Below are 17,005 nucleotides of genomic sequence, written 5' to 3'. Positions count from 1 at the left end.
TTGTTCGCCAATCCGCACAGCCCGTGCGGATTGTACCCCGTTATCAGACAGCAAGACTGCGCATATCTCTGCTCCATCTTGAATGGAGAGAACCATGTCCAACCTCAACCAATCTGGCAGCTTTACCCTCGGCGACCTTAGCGTCAAACGGCTCGGCTATGGTGCCATGCAGCTTGCAGGCCCCGGCGTGTTCGGTCCGCCCAAGGACCATGGTGCGGCGCTCGCGGTGCTGCGCGCAGCGATCGAGGCCGGTGTCGACCATATCGACACCAGCGATTTCTACGGCCCGCACGTCACCAACCAGCTGATCCGCGAAGCGCTTCATCCCTATCGCGACGATCTCGTCATCGTCACCAAGATCGGTGCGCGGCGCGGTGCGGATGCCTCCTGGCTACCGGCCTTCTCCCGTGAGGAGCTGACGCAGGCAGTCCACGACAATCTCAGCAATCTGGGACTGGACGTGCTCGATGTCGTCAATCTCCGCATCATGTTCGGTACCCATGGTCCCGCCGAAGGCTCGATCGAAGAACCCCTGACAATCCTGGCGGATCTTCAGCGGCAGGGCCTGGTGCGTCACATCGGGCTCAGCAACGTCACGTCCAGCCAGATCGCCGAAGGTCGCCGCATTGCCGAGATCGTCTGCGTGCAGAACCTTTATAATCTCGCGCACCGGGCCGACGATGGGCTGATCGACGAGCTTGCCCGCGATGGTATCGCCTATGTGCCGTTCTTTCCGCTCGGCGGATTTTCGCCGCTGCAATCCTCGACGCTCTCCGATGTCGCCGCGCGTCTGAACGCAACGCCGATGCAGGTGGCACTTGCCTGGCTGCTGCATCGCGCGCCGAACATTCTGCTGATCCCCGGCACATCGTCTGTGACACACCTTCAGCAAAACCTTGCCGTCGCCGGCCTCGTACTGTCGAAAGACGAGATCGCGGAGCTGGACCGGATCGCAAGCGCGGGCGCCGCCTGAGGCGCCCCAATCCGATTGTGACGAAGCATCCCGGCTCATGACAGAGCCGGGATGCTTCGTTATCAGGAGCTTGGCCGCTTGCCGTGGTCTTTCCTCATGCCGTGGGTCTTTCGACCGTTAGCGAAGACATCTCCAGCCGTCGCGATATGCCGATACCTTCCAGGAAGACCTCGTCATGGCTGACGACCAGCAGCGCGCCATCATAGGCGCACAACCCCGCCTCGACGGCCGCAATCGAATCGATATCCAAATGATTGGTCGGCTCATCGAGGATCAGCAATTCGGGCGGGGTCGTTCCGCCAAGCACGCAGGCAAGGCCGGCGCGCAGCAGCTGTCCGCCGCTCAGACTGGAAACGATCTGCAATGCGGCATCGGCCCTGAACATGAAACGCGCAAGCGCCGCACGGCAGGCCGTTTCGTCCGCATCCGGATTGATGGTCCGGAAGTTGTCGCGGATCGAAAGCGACGGATCGAGCAGGCTGACGCGCTGATCCAGAATGGCTGAGGAGACGACCTTCACCTTTCCGCTCCAGGGCTGCAGTGCGCCTGAGATCAGGGCCAGCAGCGTCGTCTTGCCCGAGCCGTTCGGTCCGGTGATTGCGACCCGCTCAGGCCCCATGATGACGAAATCAAAATCGCCGATGACCGGCCGCTCGCGCTGATAGCCGGCGGTGACCTTTTCCATCTTCAGGACGATACGATTAGCCGGCAGTCCCGATGTCGGAAGCTTGACCGTCAGGGGCTGCAGGATCTCGATCTTTTCGCGGGCAGCCGCAGCCTCCTGCAAGGCCTGGGCGCGCCGGCGCTCGGCAAGGCGGGTATTCTCGGCGCTCGTCGTCTCGCTTCGTTCTTTCATCGCGCCCAGCATGATACGCGGTGTGCCGCCCTTGGCCGCCATCTTCCGGCCCCCCTTGTCCCGCCGCGCCTGCCGCTCGACCGTCGCCTGCGCGCTTCTCGCAGCCTCGGCGACGCGCTTTTCGGCCTCGGTGAAATCGTGTTCCGCCGCCGCCAGCTCCAACGCCTTGCGTTCGCGATATTGCGTCCAGTTGCCGCCGTAGCGTGTCGCGCCGAGCGAGGTCAGCTCAACGATGGCGTCCATGGTATCCAGCAGCTCCCTGTCATGGCTTATGACGATCGCGCCTGCCTTCCAGCCAGCAAGCAGATCGATCACCGCAAGACGGCCATCGCGGTCGAGATTGTTGGTCGGCTCGTCCAGAATGAGGAAGTCGGGATCATCGACAATGAGAGCCGCAAGGCCACACCGTGTGCGCTGACCGCCAGACAGGGTGACAAGGCGTGTCTCTGGCGATACGCCGAGTCCGACGCGAGAAAGTGCCGAGGCTATGCGCACCTCCAGCGTCCAGTCCGCCGAAGCGAGTTCTTCATTTGTTGCCTCGCCGGCCTCTGCACGCTTCAGCACGGCCAGCGCTTCGCTGGCCCCGAAGAGATCGGCGACGGTTTCTCCGGCCTCCACCTGAACGCTCTGGCGTAGGATGCCCAGTCTGCCGTTGAAGGATACGGTTCCGGACTGCGGCTGCAGTTCGCCCGAGACAAGCTTGATCAGCGTCGTCTTGCCGACGCCATTGCGTCCGACAAGGCCGGTGCGCTCGGCACCGAAGCTCAGATCAAGTTTGGAGAGAAGCGGCCGGCCGTCAGGCGTGGACCACGAAAGATTGGAGAGGGTGATGGATATGGGCATGAGCAAGAACTTCCCCGATGGCAAGGCTAAGCGGCATTGCAGTCGGGTTCATTTTCATTGCGGCACACATCCTGTTGGCATTGCGAATAGCGATAAACTAGGCGACGAGCGGCTTCAGTTCAAGTCCTGCAAGTTGCAGTGCTGATATTTCAGGCGTTGGCATCGATCATATCAAGGAAGCTTATGACACGCTTCCAGGTAAGATCGGCCGCCTTGGCATCATAGTCGGGCAGGCTGGCATCGGTGTAGAGATGGCCGCCACCCGGATAGGTAAAGATATCAGCCGATATCCCGGATCGATCAACCGCCTGCCGCCAGGTGGCGACTTCTTCCGCCGGCTCGAACGGGTCCGGATCGGCCAGATGAAGCTGCAGCGGCAAGCCCTTGCGGGCATTGTCGGCAATGGTGGCGATGCCATGCAGGAAAAGAATGCCGGCCGTCTTCTGTCGCTTCGGCCAAAGGCTCGCGACGACGCCGGCGCCCATCGAAAAGCCGGCCAGAACGGTGGAAGCAGGCAGGCCGGCGAGCGCCCATTCCGCCCGCTCGCAAATCGTCTGCCAGCCGACCTCATCCTTGAATTCGAAGCCTTCTTCGATTGATCGGGCAATCAACCCTTCGTAGAGATCCGGTGCGAAAGCCCTATGCCCAGCCGCCTGCACACGCTCGACCGCCTCGTTTTCAAGAGCGCGCAAGCCATAGACGGAGTGGAAGAAGATTACTGTTGCCATCGTCGAATCCCCACGTTTTCGCCAGGCTAAGATAAGCCAATTGCCGCCTTAGGCAACTTGTCCGCGCGTGATCTGCCCGCCGGCCGACGTTCCTAAAAAGAAAAAACCCGGTGTTGGCCCTTGGGCCGAACACCGGGAAAGAGGCAGGGCTTATTGGCTATCACCCTGCGGGGAAACTGTTGTCCGACATCAGCCTCGGAAGCTGCTGAAGGCGGAGGGGCGCGTGCGGCGACGCGCGGAATTGGTCAGATGGCTGGACGGATCCTCGAAGAAGGTGGAGGTGGTCAGCGCGGCGTTCACATCCTGGCGGCTCAGGCCGATGTCCCGCAGCTGGCTGTCGTTCAGCTCATTCAGATAGTGGATCTCCTGGCGATTTCGGATTGCGCGCCAGATGGAGGCCACATTTGCGACGGCAAGCATCATGCGTGTCGTTAGCGACGGCGCTGGCGTTGCAATGCAAAGATCAAGGGTCCGATCTGTCGTGCGCATTTCCGTAGTCCTTTCCTTGAGGCACACGTGAGCCAAGCCCCTTTCCGGTATTCCGGAGAAGGGGCGAAGCCGGGAGGAGTTCGACTGGAGTGTCTGTTCGATTGGTATGCTGAATTGCATCCAGAAGATGCCAAAGCCCTATTGATCAGTCCAACGAATGTTTCTAATGATAACTATCAAACTCTTTTATAGGTGAGCTCATGTCAGCCCCGCTTGACCTCGATCAATTGCAGACCTTCATCGCAATCGTGGATTCCGGCAGCTTCACCAAGGCCGCCGACCGGGTATTCAAGACGCAGTCTGCCGTTTCCATGCAAATGCGCCGGCTGGAAGAGCGCGTCGGCAAGCAGCTTTTCATCAAGGATGGCCGCGGCAACCGCCTGACGGCCGAAGGCGAAAAGCTGCTGAACTATGCCCGCCGCATCATCCGCCTGAACAACGAGGCGATGGCCGCCTTCGATGACAACCGCCTCGAGGGCACGTTGCGCATCGGTACGCCGGACGATTATGCCGATCGCTATATGCCCGAGATCATCGGCCGCTTCGCCAAGACGCATCCGAATGTCGAGCTTTATATCGTCTGCGAGCCCTCCGTCGATCTTGCCGAGCGCATGCATCGCGGCGAGCTCGATATCGCGCTCGTCACCCACAATCCGCGCGAGAGAATGTCTGATGTCGTTCGGACCGAGCCGCTCTGCTGGGTCGGCTCGGCCAACCATCCTCTGCGCGACGATGCCCCCATTCCGCTCGCCGTTGGGCGACGCGACTGCCAGTGGCGCCAGCTTGCCTGTTCAGCGCTTGATGCCGGCGGCCGCGACTATCAGATCCTCTTCACCAGCTGGTCCTGTACCGTTGTCGCAGCAGCCGTGCTGGCCGGCATGGCGGTTTCGGTCATGCCTGAATCGGCGCTCCGAACCGGCATGAAGGTGCTGACCCAGGCCGACGGTTTCCCGCCCCTGCCCCCGGTGCAGATCGGCATCATGAAGCGCGCCGGCCTGTCTGCGTCGCTGATGAACGCTATCACCGCTCATATCTCGGCGTGCCTTGACAACATCACGCCGGCTGCCGTGGATGACGATCTCGATGGCGAGGTGAAGACCTATACGCGCCAATATCCGCGGCTGCGTGCCGGGCATATTCTGCCCGGCTGGTAAGCCGCCACCTCGAGGTCAATCACCCTCGCCGTGCTTATGGCGCAGGCTCAGCCAGCAGCGTGACGCGGATCACCTGCTTCCATTCGTGCAGCATCCGCCGTGCCATGTCGTCATCGCTCATGATGGCAAAACGCACCGACGCGCCGATCAGATGGCTGAAGAGTTGCGTGCGCGCTTTCAGGTCGATGCGGCTTTCGGCCGGCAGGAAGGATTGAATGCTCGCGAGGAATATTTCGGCGACGCGATTGCTGTGCTGGATGTTGAGCCGCAGGATATCCCTGTCTATATCCGTCCCGAGCCAGACGCCGAGATAGGCCGGATCGCTGCGAAATTCGCTGTAATACCAATCGATCATACCGCAGGCGAGTTCGATGGCATCATTGAGCGACGTCACCGTGGAAAAGGCTTCTTCTACTTTTTGCTGGATACGCCTGGAATGCCGGTCCAGCAGGGCACCGACGATAGCGGCCTTGTCCGGAAAATATTGATAGACCGAGCCGATGGGAATTCCCGCGACGGCGGCGAGCTCCGTCATCTTCATCGCACTCACGCCCTTCTCGGCGATCAGCGCAGCGGCGACCGAGAGGATCGCATCGACACGTTGGATGCTGCGCTCCTGCTGTGGTCGTTTTCGGAACGTGACGCGGTCAGGCTTTTCCGGATTCATTCTCTTCCCGTTTCATTATCATACTGAACGGCGCTCAAGCGCGGGAGACGCTATGACACTAGACGCGTTCAATGCGCGTAAACGGGAAAAGTTCAATTTTAATCATTACTTAGGAGCCGGCAACGAACTCCGCAAATAGGGCCGAAACATAGTTTCGGCCCCGTAATCAACCACATGGCCGACGCGCTGGAGATGCTGGTTTATATCGTTTCAGGACACGTACTTCTTCAAGAATTCCACGGTCCTGCCCCAGGCAAGATCGGCCGCTTTCTTGTCATAGCGGGCAGAGGATGTGTCGTTGTTGAAGGCATGGTTGACGCCGTCATAGACGAAAATTTCAAAGGTCTTGCCACCCGCCTGCAACTCCTTGCGATAGGCATCGATACCGGCGTTGATGCGATCGTCGAGGCCGGCATAGTGCAACAGCAGCGCCGCCTTGATATTGGGAACAGCACTCGCCTGCGGCTGCGCGCCGTAATAGGCGACGCCTGCCTTCAACTCGGGCGAGATGGTCGCGAAACGATTGACAAGACCACCGCCCCAGCAGAAGCCGATTGCACCAACCTTGCCGTTGGTCCCATCGAGCTTGGCGAGGTAGGTCAGGCTCGCCTCGGCATTCTCAGCCGTCAATGTAGGGTCGAGATTGGTGAACATGTCGCGCGCCTTGTCCTCATCACCAGGCGTGCCTCCGAGCGGCGACAGGAAATCCGGTGCCAGGGCGACGAAGCCTTCCAGCGCTACCCGGCGGGCGACATCGCGAATATGAGGATTGAGACCGCGGTTTTCGTGGATGATGATGACGCCACCGAGCTTGCCGGCCGCATCCTTGGGACGGGCAAGGTAGGCCTTCATCTCGCCCTTGCTGCCGGCATAGGTGACATCCTTTGACTCCACCCGGCCGTCATCGGCGGCAATGACTTCCGCGCTGGCCGTGTTGGCCGCAAGCAGCGGCGCAATGGCGGCAGCGGCTCCCGCCGAACCCGCAAGCTTCGTCAGCTTTTCCATGAAACCCCGGCGATCGAGCGTCAGGTGCGTATATTCGTCATAGGCGTTGATCATCGCCTGCGTCACGATTGGCTTTTCCGTGCTCATGATGTTGTTCTCCCCATTTTTCCCCGGCAGCCCACGCCATGCGCCAGACCACCCGCAGACAAGATAGGTCAAAGGGGCGCAGGGGCGGGGTAAAGGAAGAACACGATTACGTTACTGCAGGTTGCTCCCCGCAGAAACGCACGCCGGTCAGGAGAAGGCGAGCCAGACGCCAAGCCAGATCCACATGCAGGCGAGCACTATGAAGCCGAGGGCAAAAAGCGAACTGCGATAGCGCAGGTTATTGCTGGTCACATGCACGAAGGCATGCGCATAGCGCGTAGCGACGAAAAGCCAGGCAAGGATCACCGCCGGCAAGTTGTCCGCCTGGGTGACGTAGAGCACGATGCAGCAGGCATGGAAGAGCAAGGGTAACTCGAACTGATTGGCGATGCTGTTGCGCACCACCAGGCTTTCCGCCGGTTCGTCGGCGGCGTGGTTCTCGCGAAATTGCGAGATCCTGATCCGGCCAGCCTTTACCAGCGTATGGCGACGCAACCCCAAAAGCGCGTAGAGAACGAAGACAAGCACCGCATGCGCCACCATGGGCCAGAACATTTCATAGCCTGTCACGCCATCAACTCCTTTGGGATTTCCGAAAGCCGAAACGGTCGATCAGGACGGCTCGGAGCCGTCCCGCGAGAGGTAGCGAAAAATCGCGAACCGGGCCAGAAGAATAACAATGACGATCAATGTCAGAAACTTCAGCCTTACGATGATCGGCAGCGCGCTCGACAGCAGTGTCACGGTCGCGTCCGACGGCGTGGCCGGCGGATACAGCATCAGGCCGGCGATATTCTCGGCATAATCGACGAGCGCATAAAAGATCGGCAGGCAGAAAATGACGGTGGTTGCGCCCGGCGGGATCGGCCGGCCGAAAAAAGCGCCGCCGGGGCCGATCAGCCGCAGCAGGCAGAATAGAAGGCCGGCCAGCATCAGCGGAAAGACCAGCTCCGGCCCGAGATACATGGAATGAAGGATCATCGCCGGATCGGGATGATCCTTCAGGTAACCCAGCATGGCGATGACATCAGCCTGCTCATAGCCCTCGATGCGAACGTCGAGCATGCGCTGACCGGCCGCGGCATTGCTGAAGGCGGCGACGAAGCCGGCCTGGATCCAGGCAAACAATGCCAGGCAGAGAGCCGCAAGGATCGCCGCCAGGCCCTGCAAGGACCTGGCATTGCCCTGAGCGCGATCGTCCATCGATCAGGCGCCTGCGCCCGGATAGTTCGGGCTTTCGCGGGTGATGGTGACGTCATGGGCGTGGCTTTCGCGCAGGCCCGCGCCGGAGATGCGCACAAAGGTTGCGCGCTCCTGAAACTGCTTGAGATCGGCGCCGCCGACATAACCCATGGCCGCCTTGAGGCCGCCTGCGAGCTGGTGCAGCACGCCGGCAACCGGACCCTTATAGGGAACCTGGCCTTCGATGCCTTCCGGAACGAGCTTCAAGGTGTCGCGAACCTCTGCCTGGAAATAGCGGTCGGCCGAGCCGCGCGCCATGGCACCGACGGAGCCCATGCCGCGATAGGCCTTGAAGGAGCGGCCCTGGTAAAGAAAGACTTCGCCGGGGCTTTCATCCGTGCCGGCAAGCAGCGAGCCGATCATGACAGCCGATGCTCCGGCGGCGATCGCCTTGGCAAGGTCGCCGGAGAACTTGATGCCGCCATCGGCGATGACAGGGATATTCTGTTCCCGCGCCGCTTCGACCGCCGACATGATAGCGGCAAGCTGCGGCACGCCAACACCGGCAACGATACGGGTGGTGCAGATCGAACCGGGGCCGATACCGACCTTGACTGCATCGGCGCCGGCATCGATCAGCGCGCGCGTGCCGTCATAGGTGGCAACGTTGCCGGCCATGATACGGACGGAATTGGAAAGCTTCTTGACGCGGGCGACGGCATCGAGAACGCGCTGCGAATGGCCGTGGGCGGTGTCGACGACCAGGAGATCGACTCCGGCCTCGATCAGGCGTTCGGCACGCTCGAAACCATCGTCGCCGACATTGATGGCGGCGGCAGCGCGCAGGCGGCCCTGCGCATCCTTGGAAGCGTTCGGATTGAGCTGCGACTTCTCGATGTCCTTGACGGTGATCAGGCCGACCAAACGGCTATCGCCGTCGACGACGAGCAGCTTTTCGATACGATGCGTGTGGAGCAGGCGCTTGGCTTCCTGCTGCTGTACGCCATCCTTGACCGTCACGAGATTCTCGCGGGTCATCAATTCGTAGATTTTCTGCGAGGGGTCGGAAGCGAAACGGACATCGCGATTGGTGAGGATGCCGACGAGGCGATGGCTCTTTTCGACGACCGGAATGCCGGAGATGCCGTGCGCCTTCATCAAGGCGAGTGCTTCGGCAAGCGTAGCGTCCGGACCGATGGTCACCGGATTGACCACCATGCCGCTTTCGAACTTCTTGACCTGGCGAACCTCTTCGGCCTGCTGCACCGGCGTCAGATTGCGGTGGATAACGCCGATACCGCCGGCCTGGGCCATGGCGATCGCCAAACGGCTTTCGGTCACCGTATCCATTGCCGCTGAAATGATCGGCAGGTTAAGATCGATATCTTGGGCGATGCGAGTGGCGACATTCGTCTGGCCGGGCATGACCTCGGAGTGTCCCGGCTGCAGGAGCACGTCGTCGAATGTGAGAGCATCCAACCCGGTCGGCGTTTCAATAATGCGTGCCATGGCCAATTCCTTCGTCTGTGAAAAACAGGAAAGCCCGGAACGAATCGTCTACCGGGCGATCTTGCAAGTGTTGCTTGGAAGTTGGCGAGGGCTGGTAACACGTCTATGACAGGAAGTGAATAGCTAAAAGCGAAGGGCAGATATGCTGACCCTCAGCCTCAATGATGAATCTGATCTTCGCGTTGAAATATTTTCATGCACATTGCTCTGAAGCACGATCGCCTGGAAAGGCTTGTTTCGCGATGGTCCAAAAGCAAACACCGAATGCCCAACTTGCCGCGGCAATCGCGGCGCAAGCCCTTGGCTGCACCCCGGTTGCCGTCCGGCGGTTCAAGACCGGGACACAGCACTATGTTTTCGACCTTCAGTTTGCCGACCGTCCACCAGCCGTCGTGCGCATCGGTGATCCGGTCGCCCGGGCGGAGATGGCTGGAGCAATTTATCTTTCCGGACTCCTGCGACCCCAAGGTGTGCCACTTCCCTCCATTCTAGCCGTAGATATTGACGCGGAGTTTCCTTGGCTTCTGCTAGAGCGTTTTCGCGGAACGGACCTGGGTTCAGTCATCTCGGGTCTGACGGAGGAAACGCTGAACGATATAGCTTCGAGAGTGGCGCATGCTCAGGTCACACCGCAAAAACGGTTTCCGCAGGGCGCTACGGCTATGCCGCGCGCCCGGAGCAAGCGCCACACGACAGATGGTCGCAGGTGATATTTGCCAACCTTGCCCGTTCTCGCGCGCGAATTCAGTCTACTGGACTGTTTGACGTTGAGTTGGTTGATGTGGTGCAAAATGAAGTCACTGCCAGACTGGGAGAAATCGACAGGATTAAAGCAACGCCTTTCCTGCATGACACCACGACAAAGAATGTGATTGTGACGCCGGAAGGTGTGTTTAGCGGCATTGTCGATGTAGATGATCTTTGCTTTGGCGATCCACGTTATCCCGCCGCTTTGACGCTGGCCGCTTTGATGGCTTATGGCGGCCCTGTGAGTTATGTCTCTGCATGGCTTCGGCACGCCGGGCATGCCGACGACCAGCTTTTTCGCCTTTACACAAGCGTCCTTCTGTTGGACCTGATGGCCGGACATGGTCACGCCCTCAACGGTAACGAAACTCCGTCCACACTAAGGTTACGGGCAACGATGCAGAGTGCGCTCGAATGCACTCTCAAGCTTGTGCGGTCGTGATCGTTGCGCAATTGAAGAATTTGCGACATCGCGATTCCGGCACGTGATCGCCAACCGTTAGAGACATAGACGAGGTGACATCTATGACGTTCTGGATAGCGAGCATGATTGGATTGGCGGTCGCCTATCTCTTCGGCTCCCTGCCAACAGGCTATCTGGCGGGAAAACTGCTTAAAGGCATCGATCTTCGCGAGCATGGCTCCAAATCCACCGGCGCAACAAATGTGTTGCGAATCCTCGGGAAATGGCCCGCATTGGTGGTGCTCTTGATCGACATATTGAAGGGCGCCGGAGCGATCATCTTTGCCCGTTGGTTCTATCCTTGGCTCGACACGTTTTCATTCGTCTCGTTGCCGACTGCGCTTGATCCTCAAAATTTACAAGCCTGGGTGCCCTGGGCGGTTTGCTTGGCCGGGCTCGCCGTATTGCTGGGGCATAGCCGGCCGATCTGGTTGAATTTTAGAGGCGGCAAGTCCGTCGCGACCGGATTGGGCCTGTTGCTGGCGATCGCTTGGCCGGTCGGCTTGGGCGCCCTCGCGGTTTTTGGGATTATGCTCGCCATATTTCGGATCGTTTCTCTAGGGTCGATCCTGGCTGCATTGACTGCCATCGCCCTCATCAGCAGCTTGGAGCAACCGTTGCCTTACCGGTTGCTGGTCATTGCGGGCGGCCTCTATGTCATAATACGCCATCGCGCCAACATTCAGCGGCTGTTGGCGGGAACAGAACCTCGCCTTGGGCAAAGTGCGGTGGCTCGGAATTAAAACGAGGCCGCACTCTTAGCATGTGCGACCCCTGCTGCCTCGACTAGCTCACAGATCGAACTGATAGCTTTTCGGAATGTAGCGGAAGCCTTCCTGTTGCTTTTCGACGAAGCCCACGGCCGGGAAAGGCATGTGGAAGCCGAGGAAGGGAATGCGGTCGGCGGCAATCATGTCGAAGATCCGCCGGCGGGTTTTGGCGCCCTGTGCCTTGTCCACATCGAAACGAACTTCCCAATCCGGACGACCGATCGACAGGATATAATGATTGGCGGTATCGCCGGTCATGACCAGCTGCTTGCCATCCGATTCGAGGTGGAAGACGAGATGACCAGGCGTATGGCCCGGAGCCAGCATGGCGGTCATGCCGCTGACGATCTGATCACCGTCCTTGAGGAAGGTCATCTTCTCGGCGAAAGGCACGACATTGGCGAGCACGGCCTTGTGGCCACCTTCTGCCGGCGTGCCTTCGCGCGCCTTGTCCGTCCAGAAGCCATATTCGATCTCGCCCGTCACATAGCGGGCATTCGGAAAGGCGGGAGCGCCGTCTTCCAGCATACCGCCGATATGATCTCCATGCAGATGCGTCAAGGCGACGATCGTCACCTGCTCTGGCGCATAGCCAACGGCCTTCAAGCCGTCACGAAGGCGGCCCATGCCGCGCGCACGACCCGCAGCGCCGAAACCGGTATCGACGACGATCAGGTCGGAGCCGGTTTCGATGATGGCCGGTGCATAGCTGTTCACAAACTTTTCTGTCGGCAGGAAATTCTGCTCAAGCAGCTTGCGGACCGTATCGGGCGACTGGTTCGTGCCGAAGGTTTCCCAGGGGTTGTCCATGACATTGGCGCCGTCCTTGACGACGGTGACAGTGCAGGATCCCAATTTGAACTGATGCGTGTCCGGGGGCAGAACAGCGGTCATAGTCTCACTCCTTGTATTGGGGCAGCGTAAGCTGCGCCTATCATCGCAGCCGGCAGCAACGGCAGGGAATATGATCCTGCCCGACCGATAATTTGATCATGACAATGCTATCCAATTCCGCTAATACACCGGCAACGTTTTATGCGTTTAGCATTTCCATGCTCTTAGCATATGTCAAATCCTGCTTTCCACTGCGTGCGTCGACAGGTATCACGAAGACGTGATCTTCAGGCGCGCACGGAGCAGAATCCGGGATTGGCAGCGGCCTCGCATAGGACTACAGAGCGGCTAACCGCCCGAAGGACGGAAGCCTTCCCGAAGATAAAGCCATCAGGGCAAGCGCCTATGAACCGCATCGTTCCTTTGATCCTCGCCGTAGCCCTCTTCATGGAACAGATGGATTCCACGGTCATTGCGACGGCGCTGCCGGCAATTGCCAACGATCTCCATGTCGGCCCGATCACCCTGAAACTGGCTCTCACCTCCTACATGGTGTCGCTGGCGGTGTTCATCCCGATCAGCGGCTGGATGGCAGATCGCTTTGGCGCGAAGAACATTTTCCGCATCGCTATCTGCGTCTTCGTCATCGGTTCCATTATGTGCGCCTTCTCCGGCGGCCTGCTGGAATTCGTCTTTGCCCGCTTCCTGCAGGGCGTCGGCGGCTCGATGATGACGCCGGTCGGACGACTTGTGCTGGTGCGCACCACGCAAAAGAGTGATCTGGTCTCGGCGATGGCACTGCTGTCCATTCCGGCGCTTGTCGGCCCGCTTGCCGGCCCACCGCTTGGCGGCTTCATCACCACCTATGCCTCCTGGCACTGGATCTTCCTGATCAACGTGCCGGTCGGCATTCTTGGCGTCATCCTGTCCTCGATATTTCTGCCGGAAGTCGAGGCAACCAGGCCGCCGAAGCTCGATGTCGTCGGCTTTCTGCTGACTTCCTTCGCGGCGGCGGGCGTCGTCTTCGGCATGTCCGTCATCAGCCTGCCAGCGCTGCCGCCCTATATCGGTATCTCGGCCGTCGTCACCGGCTTCATCTGCGGCTTCCTTTATATCGGCCATGCGCGCCGCCACCCGGCGCCGATCCTCGATCTGTCGCTTCTGAAAAACGCAACCTTCCGCGCCTCGGTGACGGGCGGTACGCTCTTCCGCATCTGCATCGGCGCCATGCCGTTCCTGACGCCGCTGATGCTACAGCTCGGCTTCGGCCTCAACCCGTTCCAGTCGGGGCTGATCACCTTTGCCGGCGCGATCGGCGCGATCAGCACCAAATTCATCGCACGCCGGGTCTTTACCGCCGTCGGCTTCAAGACCGCGCTGCTTTCGGCCGCGGCCGTCACGACAATTACCACGATCTCGACCGGGCTCTTCCAGCCGTGGACGCCGCATCTCATCATCATTGCCGTGCTGTTGGTCGGCGGCTTCTCGCGGTCCTTCTTCTTCACCGGCGTCAATGCGCTCGCCTTTGCCGATATCAGTGACAAGCAGGCCAGCCAGGCGACGTCGATGAGTTCCGTCATGCAGCAGATCAGCCTGGCGCTCGGCGTGGCGGTTGCCGCCATGATCCTGGAAACCTCCACCTTCTTCCGCGGCGCGGAATTGCAGGTCATCGATTTCCACATTGCATTCTTCTGCATCTCGGCGCTGACGGTGATCGCCACCATTCCCTTCATCCGGATGGATCGCAACGCCGGCGCCATGGTCTCGGGTCACAAGGCTGGCCTGAAGCGCGTCGCCACACCGCAGGTGCAGCAACCCGTCGTCAAATGATGATGCCGTAGAGCAACCGGACCTATTCCGGTCTCTCGCAGACGGCGCTCAGCTTGTTGCCATCGGGATCGCGGATGTAAGCCGCATAGAAATTGGCGTGGAACGAGCGCAGGCCGGGCTTGCCCTCATCCGTGCCGCCGTGGGCCAAGGCCGCAGCATGGAAGGCGTCGACATCGGCGCGGCTTTCCGCATGCAAGGCAACCATCGAGCCATTGCCGATCGTTGCCGCCCGGTGATTGTAGGGCACGACCACCCAGAACCGGCAACGGGTATCGCCATCAGCGGCATAGCCGATTTCCTCATCCGATTCGCGCTGGCGTCGGTAGCCGAGCACGGGCAGAACAGCGTCATAAAACGCTTGCGCGCGTGGAATGTCGTTAGAACCGAGCGTTACGTAGAGGAGCATGATTGAGTCTTTTTCGTCTGCGATGCCTTGGGAGCGGGCATCATCCGACGAAAAAGACAGCCAGATCAAGCCTCGGTTACTTCCTCTTCGGCCTTGCGTCCCTTGAAGCCCTTTGCCAGCAGGAACATTTCGACCGATTCGGCTCGGGATGCGCCCGGCTTCATGTGAACGACCTGGCGGAAATTCTGCTTCAGGAATGTCAAAAGATCGCGCTCGGTGCCCCCCTGGAAGGTCTTGGCAAGGAAATGCCCGCCTTCCGCCAGCACTTCGACGGCGAAATGCGCGGCAACTTCGCAGAGATGCATCGTGCGCAGATGGTCCGTGCGGTGATGACCCGTCGTCGGCGCGGCCATATCCGAGAGGACAACATCAGGCGCACCGCCGACGGCATCGATCAGCCGCTGCGGCGCATCCGGCTCCAGGAAGTCGAGCTGGAGAACGGTAACGCCGGGCAGAGGCGTCATTTCCAGAAAGTCGATGGCCGCAACACGAATGTCATCCTCGGTCGATCCGGTCACCTTGGCGGCGATCTGCGACCAGCTGCCGGGTGCAGCGCCAAGATCGATGATGCGGCGGGCGCCCTTCAGAATATCGTGCTTCTCGTCGATCTCCAGCAGCTTGAAGGCGGCGCGGGCGCGATAACCTTCGAGCTGGGCGCGCTGCACATAGGGATCGTTGATGTGCCGATGCAGCCACTGCCGCGAGGAGGCCTTGAGCTTCTTTTTCTTGACGCGCTGGCCGAGCTTGCGGCCTGTGCGGTTGCCCGCGATGGTTGGCTTGGTCATGCCTGCGGTCCCTTTATGTCTCTCGGTCGATGACCGCGACGCGAGCGGCCCCGCCGCCAAACGCCATCATCCGCCATCATGTCAGTCAGCAGCCCCTCACGCAGGCCACGATCGGCAACGCGCATACGCGGGCTCGGCCACCGGCGGCGAATTGCCTCCAGAATGGCACAGCCGGCCAGCACGAGATCGGCACGATCAGGCCCGATGCAGGGATTGGCGGCACGGCCGGCAAAATCCCACGACAGCAGCTTGGCCTGCATTGCGCTCACCTCGTCATCCGACAGCCAGACGCCGTCGACCCGGCGCCGGTCATAGCGCGGCAGGTCGAGATGGACACCGGCGAGCGTCGTCACGGTGCCTGACGTGCCGATCAAATGGAAATCGGCACTGTCGCGCGCAGCGCCCTGTACAGGCGGGCAATCGAAATGCTCGAGCATTCGCTGAACTTCGCAGACCATGGTTTCGAACAGCTCCGGCGTCACGTCACGTCCGCCGTGGCGTTCGGAAAGCGTCACCACACCGACCGGCAGCGAGGTCCAATGCGTGATATGGTTGGCAAGCCGGCTGGAGCGATTTTCGCCGATGCGGATGACGGCAATCTCGGAGGATCCGCCGCCAATATCGAACAGCACGACCGAACGCGCTTCCGGCCCGACAAGCGACGAGCAGCCGGAGACGGCAAGCCGTGCTTCGGTCTCGCGATCGATGATCTCAAGCTGCAATCCCGTTTCGGCAATCACGCGTTCGAGGAAGGCCTCGCCATTGTCAGCCGCGCGGCAGGCTTCAGTCGCGATCAGCCGCATGCGGCGGATCTCGCGTGTCTTCAGCTTGGCGGCGCAGATGCGCAGCGCCTCGACAGCCCGGTCCATGGCATCGCCCGACAGCCGTCCGCTGGCGCCAAGGCCCTCGCCCAGCCGCACGATGCGCGAAAACGCATCGATCACCCGAAACTGGCCCGGACGTGTCGGTTGCGCAATTAACAGACGGCAGTTGTTTGTGCCCAGATCAAGCGCCGCATAGAGGTCGGCAGGCCGGAACTCGGCTTCACCGCGCTGCTGGTGCGCATGTCCCTCACGTTGCGGCGGCATTTGACGATCGTGGCGATGATCGCCGTGGATTTGCGGCTGACCAGCCTCGGCGGCATTGGCGGGAGCGGCAATATGGGGCGTCTTCTCATGCGCCAGCGGCCGGCCCTGCAGACCGCGCTTGCTGCGGTGCTTGCGCCGGTTCTTGCCGCTCTTGTGCGATGAGGCATGACCATGATCTGCCGCAACGCGAAGTTCCGGCGCGGACTGGGTCTGCTGTTGTGTTGTGGAAGGATGCTGCCCACCGCTCTGGGCTCCGCCACGCGCACGGCGTCGGCGCTTACGTTTCTTCGCCGGAGAACCGGCCTCATCCTCTGCTGGGCGCGTCGCCGCCGGGTCGGGCTTGTTTGCCTGACCGGCCTCTGCAGAATGAGCGTTCGGGCGGCCATGGCTGCGCTTACGCTTCGCGCGCCGGGAGGATTTAGCCTTCCTGCGCTCTGCTTCCGACGCCCCGTCTGCCTGCGGCGCTTTGCCGCTGTCGGGGTCACTCACGTATCTTTTCCACCGCACCGCGCGACGCCGATCGGCATGCTGCAGGCGCTCATTTGATTTTCGTTGGGTGGAGAATACCAGCAGGATGGGTTTTCGCCAA

The 17,005-nt window shown here is 60.6% G+C and carries 18 protein-coding genes; 6 read left to right on the top strand and 12 right to left on the bottom strand.

Features of this window, described 5'->3' with window-relative positions:
* Window positions 1–94: 94 nt before the first annotated feature.
* Window positions 95–973 carry an aldo/keto reductase family oxidoreductase gene (locus ACQZ6F_RS24555; protein WP_449094384.1) on the top strand — a complete coding sequence of 293 codons (879 nt, stop codon included), beginning with the start codon at window positions 95–97 and terminating at the stop codon, window positions 971–973.
* Between the two features lie 94 nt (window positions 974–1,067).
* On the opposite strand, the gene ACQZ6F_RS24550 is transcribed toward ACQZ6F_RS24555, so the two are convergent.
* The 3 genes from ACQZ6F_RS24550 to ACQZ6F_RS24540 form a co-directional block, all read right to left on the bottom strand.
* Window positions 1,068–2,672: an ABC-F family ATP-binding cassette domain-containing protein gene (locus ACQZ6F_RS24550; protein ID WP_449094383.1), complete on the bottom strand. Its 1,605-nt coding sequence runs from the start codon at window positions 2,670–2,672 to the stop codon at window positions 1,068–1,070.
* Between the two features lie 149 nt (window positions 2,673–2,821).
* Complete coding sequence (locus ACQZ6F_RS24545) at window positions 2,822–3,400, bottom strand: dienelactone hydrolase family protein (protein WP_449094382.1); 579 nt, start codon at window positions 3,398–3,400, stop codon at window positions 2,822–2,824.
* Between the two features lie 189 nt (window positions 3,401–3,589).
* Window positions 3,590–3,889: a DUF1127 domain-containing protein gene (locus ACQZ6F_RS24540; protein WP_077471378.1), complete on the bottom strand. Its 300-nt coding sequence runs from the start codon at window positions 3,887–3,889 to the stop codon at window positions 3,590–3,592.
* 200 nt (window positions 3,890–4,089) lie between these two features.
* On the opposite strand from ACQZ6F_RS24540, the gene ACQZ6F_RS24535 reads away from it, so the two are divergent.
* Window positions 4,090–5,043 carry a LysR substrate-binding domain-containing protein gene (locus tag ACQZ6F_RS24535; RefSeq protein ID WP_068396924.1) on the top strand — a complete coding sequence of 318 codons (954 nt, stop codon included), beginning with the start codon at window positions 4,090–4,092 and terminating at the stop codon, window positions 5,041–5,043.
* A 34-nt stretch (window positions 5,044–5,077) separates the two neighbouring features.
* Here the strand turns inward: ACQZ6F_RS24535 and ACQZ6F_RS24530 are convergent, their stop codons facing one another.
* From ACQZ6F_RS24530 to guaB, 5 genes are all read right to left on the bottom strand, one after another.
* Window positions 5,078–5,710: a TetR/AcrR family transcriptional regulator gene (locus tag ACQZ6F_RS24530; protein ID WP_077471377.1), complete on the bottom strand. Its 633-nt coding sequence runs from the start codon at window positions 5,708–5,710 to the stop codon at window positions 5,078–5,080.
* A gap of 210 nt (window positions 5,711–5,920) precedes the next feature.
* Window positions 5,921–6,802: a dienelactone hydrolase family protein gene (locus tag ACQZ6F_RS24525; protein WP_449094381.1), complete on the bottom strand. Its 882-nt coding sequence runs from the start codon at window positions 6,800–6,802 to the stop codon at window positions 5,921–5,923.
* Between the two features lie 147 nt (window positions 6,803–6,949).
* Window positions 6,950–7,372 (bottom strand): MAPEG family protein, encoded by a 423-nt coding sequence (locus ACQZ6F_RS24520; RefSeq protein ID WP_449094380.1) that lies wholly within the window; start codon window positions 7,370–7,372, stop codon window positions 6,950–6,952.
* Between the two features lie 42 nt (window positions 7,373–7,414).
* Window positions 7,415–8,005, bottom strand: coding sequence for a hypothetical protein (locus tag ACQZ6F_RS24515; RefSeq protein WP_449094379.1), 591 nt, complete (start codon window positions 8,003–8,005; stop codon window positions 7,415–7,417).
* A gap of 3 nt (window positions 8,006–8,008) precedes the next feature.
* Window positions 8,009–9,493 carry an IMP dehydrogenase gene (gene guaB, locus ACQZ6F_RS24510; RefSeq protein WP_077471375.1) on the bottom strand — a complete coding sequence of 495 codons (1,485 nt, stop codon included), beginning with the start codon at window positions 9,491–9,493 and terminating at the stop codon, window positions 8,009–8,011.
* Between the two features lie 161 nt (window positions 9,494–9,654).
* Between guaB and ACQZ6F_RS24505 the strand changes: the two genes are divergently transcribed.
* The 3 genes from ACQZ6F_RS24505 to plsY all read left to right on the top strand — a co-directional run bounded on the left by ACQZ6F_RS24505 (window position 9,655) and on the right by plsY (window position 11,446).
* The gene (locus ACQZ6F_RS24505) at window positions 9,655–10,203 is read left to right on the top strand and encodes a hypothetical protein (RefSeq protein ID WP_449094378.1); all 549 of its coding nucleotides are present in this window, start codon (window positions 9,655–9,657) and stop codon (window positions 10,201–10,203) included.
* Window positions 10,200–10,682, top strand: a complete 483-nt coding sequence (locus ACQZ6F_RS24500) for a hypothetical protein (RefSeq protein WP_449094377.1) — start codon at window positions 10,200–10,202, stop codon at window positions 10,680–10,682. Before ACQZ6F_RS24505 ends, ACQZ6F_RS24500 begins: the two co-directional genes overlap by 4 nt.
* A gap of 83 nt (window positions 10,683–10,765) precedes the next feature.
* Window positions 10,766–11,446: a glycerol-3-phosphate 1-O-acyltransferase PlsY gene (gene plsY / locus ACQZ6F_RS24495; protein WP_077471373.1), complete on the top strand. Its 681-nt coding sequence runs from the start codon at window positions 10,766–10,768 to the stop codon at window positions 11,444–11,446.
* A gap of 48 nt (window positions 11,447–11,494) precedes the next feature.
* Here plsY and ACQZ6F_RS24490 read toward each other — a convergent pair whose 3' ends face one another.
* Entirely contained in the window at window positions 11,495–12,367 is an 873-nt protein-coding gene (locus ACQZ6F_RS24490) for an MBL fold metallo-hydrolase (protein WP_136686769.1), read from the bottom strand.
* 345 nt (window positions 12,368–12,712) lie between these two features.
* On the opposite strand from ACQZ6F_RS24490, the gene ACQZ6F_RS24485 reads away from it, so the two are divergent.
* Window positions 12,713–14,137, top strand: coding sequence for an MFS transporter (locus ACQZ6F_RS24485; RefSeq protein ID WP_068396945.1), 1,425 nt, complete (start codon window positions 12,713–12,715; stop codon window positions 14,135–14,137).
* Window positions 14,138–14,159: 22 nt separating this feature from the next.
* Here the strand turns inward: ACQZ6F_RS24485 and ACQZ6F_RS24480 are convergent, their stop codons facing one another.
* The 3 genes from ACQZ6F_RS24480 to ACQZ6F_RS24470 form a co-directional block, all read right to left on the bottom strand.
* The gene (locus ACQZ6F_RS24480) at window positions 14,160–14,543 is read right to left on the bottom strand and encodes a VOC family protein (RefSeq protein WP_077471448.1); all 384 of its coding nucleotides are present in this window, start codon (window positions 14,541–14,543) and stop codon (window positions 14,160–14,162) included.
* A 65-nt stretch (window positions 14,544–14,608) separates the two neighbouring features.
* Complete coding sequence (locus tag ACQZ6F_RS24475) at window positions 14,609–15,328, bottom strand: RlmE family RNA methyltransferase (protein WP_077471370.1); 720 nt, start codon at window positions 15,326–15,328, stop codon at window positions 14,609–14,611.
* The gene (locus tag ACQZ6F_RS24470) at window positions 15,325–16,905 is read right to left on the bottom strand and encodes a Ppx/GppA phosphatase family protein (protein ID WP_449094376.1); all 1,581 of its coding nucleotides are present in this window, start codon (window positions 16,903–16,905) and stop codon (window positions 15,325–15,327) included. The genes ACQZ6F_RS24475 and ACQZ6F_RS24470 overlap by 4 nt, the downstream gene beginning before the upstream one ends.
* Window positions 16,906–17,005: the final 100 nt, after the last annotated feature.

The organism is Rhizobium sp. A22-96 (assembly GCF_053521805.1).
Note: the sequence above shows the minus strand (reverse complement) of the source record. Positions and strands in the feature narration are given on the sequence as shown.

Bases quoted from the DNA above. Each gene is read 5' to 3' on its own strand.
- ACQZ6F_RS24505 (WP_449094378.1), top strand. From the start codon at position 9,655: ATGATGAATCTGATCTTCGCGTTGAAATATTTTCATGCACATTGCTCT.
- ACQZ6F_RS24555 (WP_449094384.1), top strand. From the start codon at position 95: ATGTCCAACCTCAACCAATCTGGCAGCTTTACCCTCGGCGACCTTAGC.
- ACQZ6F_RS24485 (WP_068396945.1), top strand. From the start codon at position 12,713: ATGAACCGCATCGTTCCTTTGATCCTCGCCGTAGCCCTCTTCATGGAA.
- plsY (WP_077471373.1), top strand. From the start codon at position 10,766: ATGACGTTCTGGATAGCGAGCATGATTGGATTGGCGGTCGCCTATCTC.
- ACQZ6F_RS24535 (WP_068396924.1), top strand. From the start codon at position 4,090: ATGTCAGCCCCGCTTGACCTCGATCAATTGCAGACCTTCATCGCAATC.
- ACQZ6F_RS24480 (WP_077471448.1), bottom strand. From the start codon at position 14,543: ATGCTCCTCTACGTAACGCTCGGTTCTAACGACATTCCACGCGCGCAA.
- ACQZ6F_RS24525 (WP_449094381.1), bottom strand. From the start codon at position 6,802: ATGAGCACGGAAAAGCCAATCGTGACGCAGGCGATGATCAACGCCTAT.
- ACQZ6F_RS24475 (WP_077471370.1), bottom strand. From the start codon at position 15,328: ATGACCAAGCCAACCATCGCGGGCAACCGCACAGGCCGCAAGCTCGGC.
- ACQZ6F_RS24540 (WP_077471378.1), bottom strand. From the start codon at position 3,889: ATGCGCACGACAGATCGGACCCTTGATCTTTGCATTGCAACGCCAGCG.
- ACQZ6F_RS24545 (WP_449094382.1), bottom strand. From the start codon at position 3,400: ATGGCAACAGTAATCTTCTTCCACTCCGTCTATGGCTTGCGCGCTCTT.
- guaB (WP_077471375.1), bottom strand. From the start codon at position 9,493: ATGGCACGCATTATTGAAACGCCGACCGGGTTGGATGCTCTCACATTC.
- ACQZ6F_RS24515 (WP_449094379.1), bottom strand. From the start codon at position 8,005: ATGGACGATCGCGCTCAGGGCAATGCCAGGTCCTTGCAGGGCCTGGCG.
- ACQZ6F_RS24530 (WP_077471377.1), bottom strand. From the start codon at position 5,710: ATGAATCCGGAAAAGCCTGACCGCGTCACGTTCCGAAAACGACCACAG.
- ACQZ6F_RS24550 (WP_449094383.1), bottom strand. From the start codon at position 2,672: ATGCCCATATCCATCACCCTCTCCAATCTTTCGTGGTCCACGCCTGAC.
- ACQZ6F_RS24490 (WP_136686769.1), bottom strand. From the start codon at position 12,367: ATGACCGCTGTTCTGCCCCCGGACACGCATCAGTTCAAATTGGGATCC.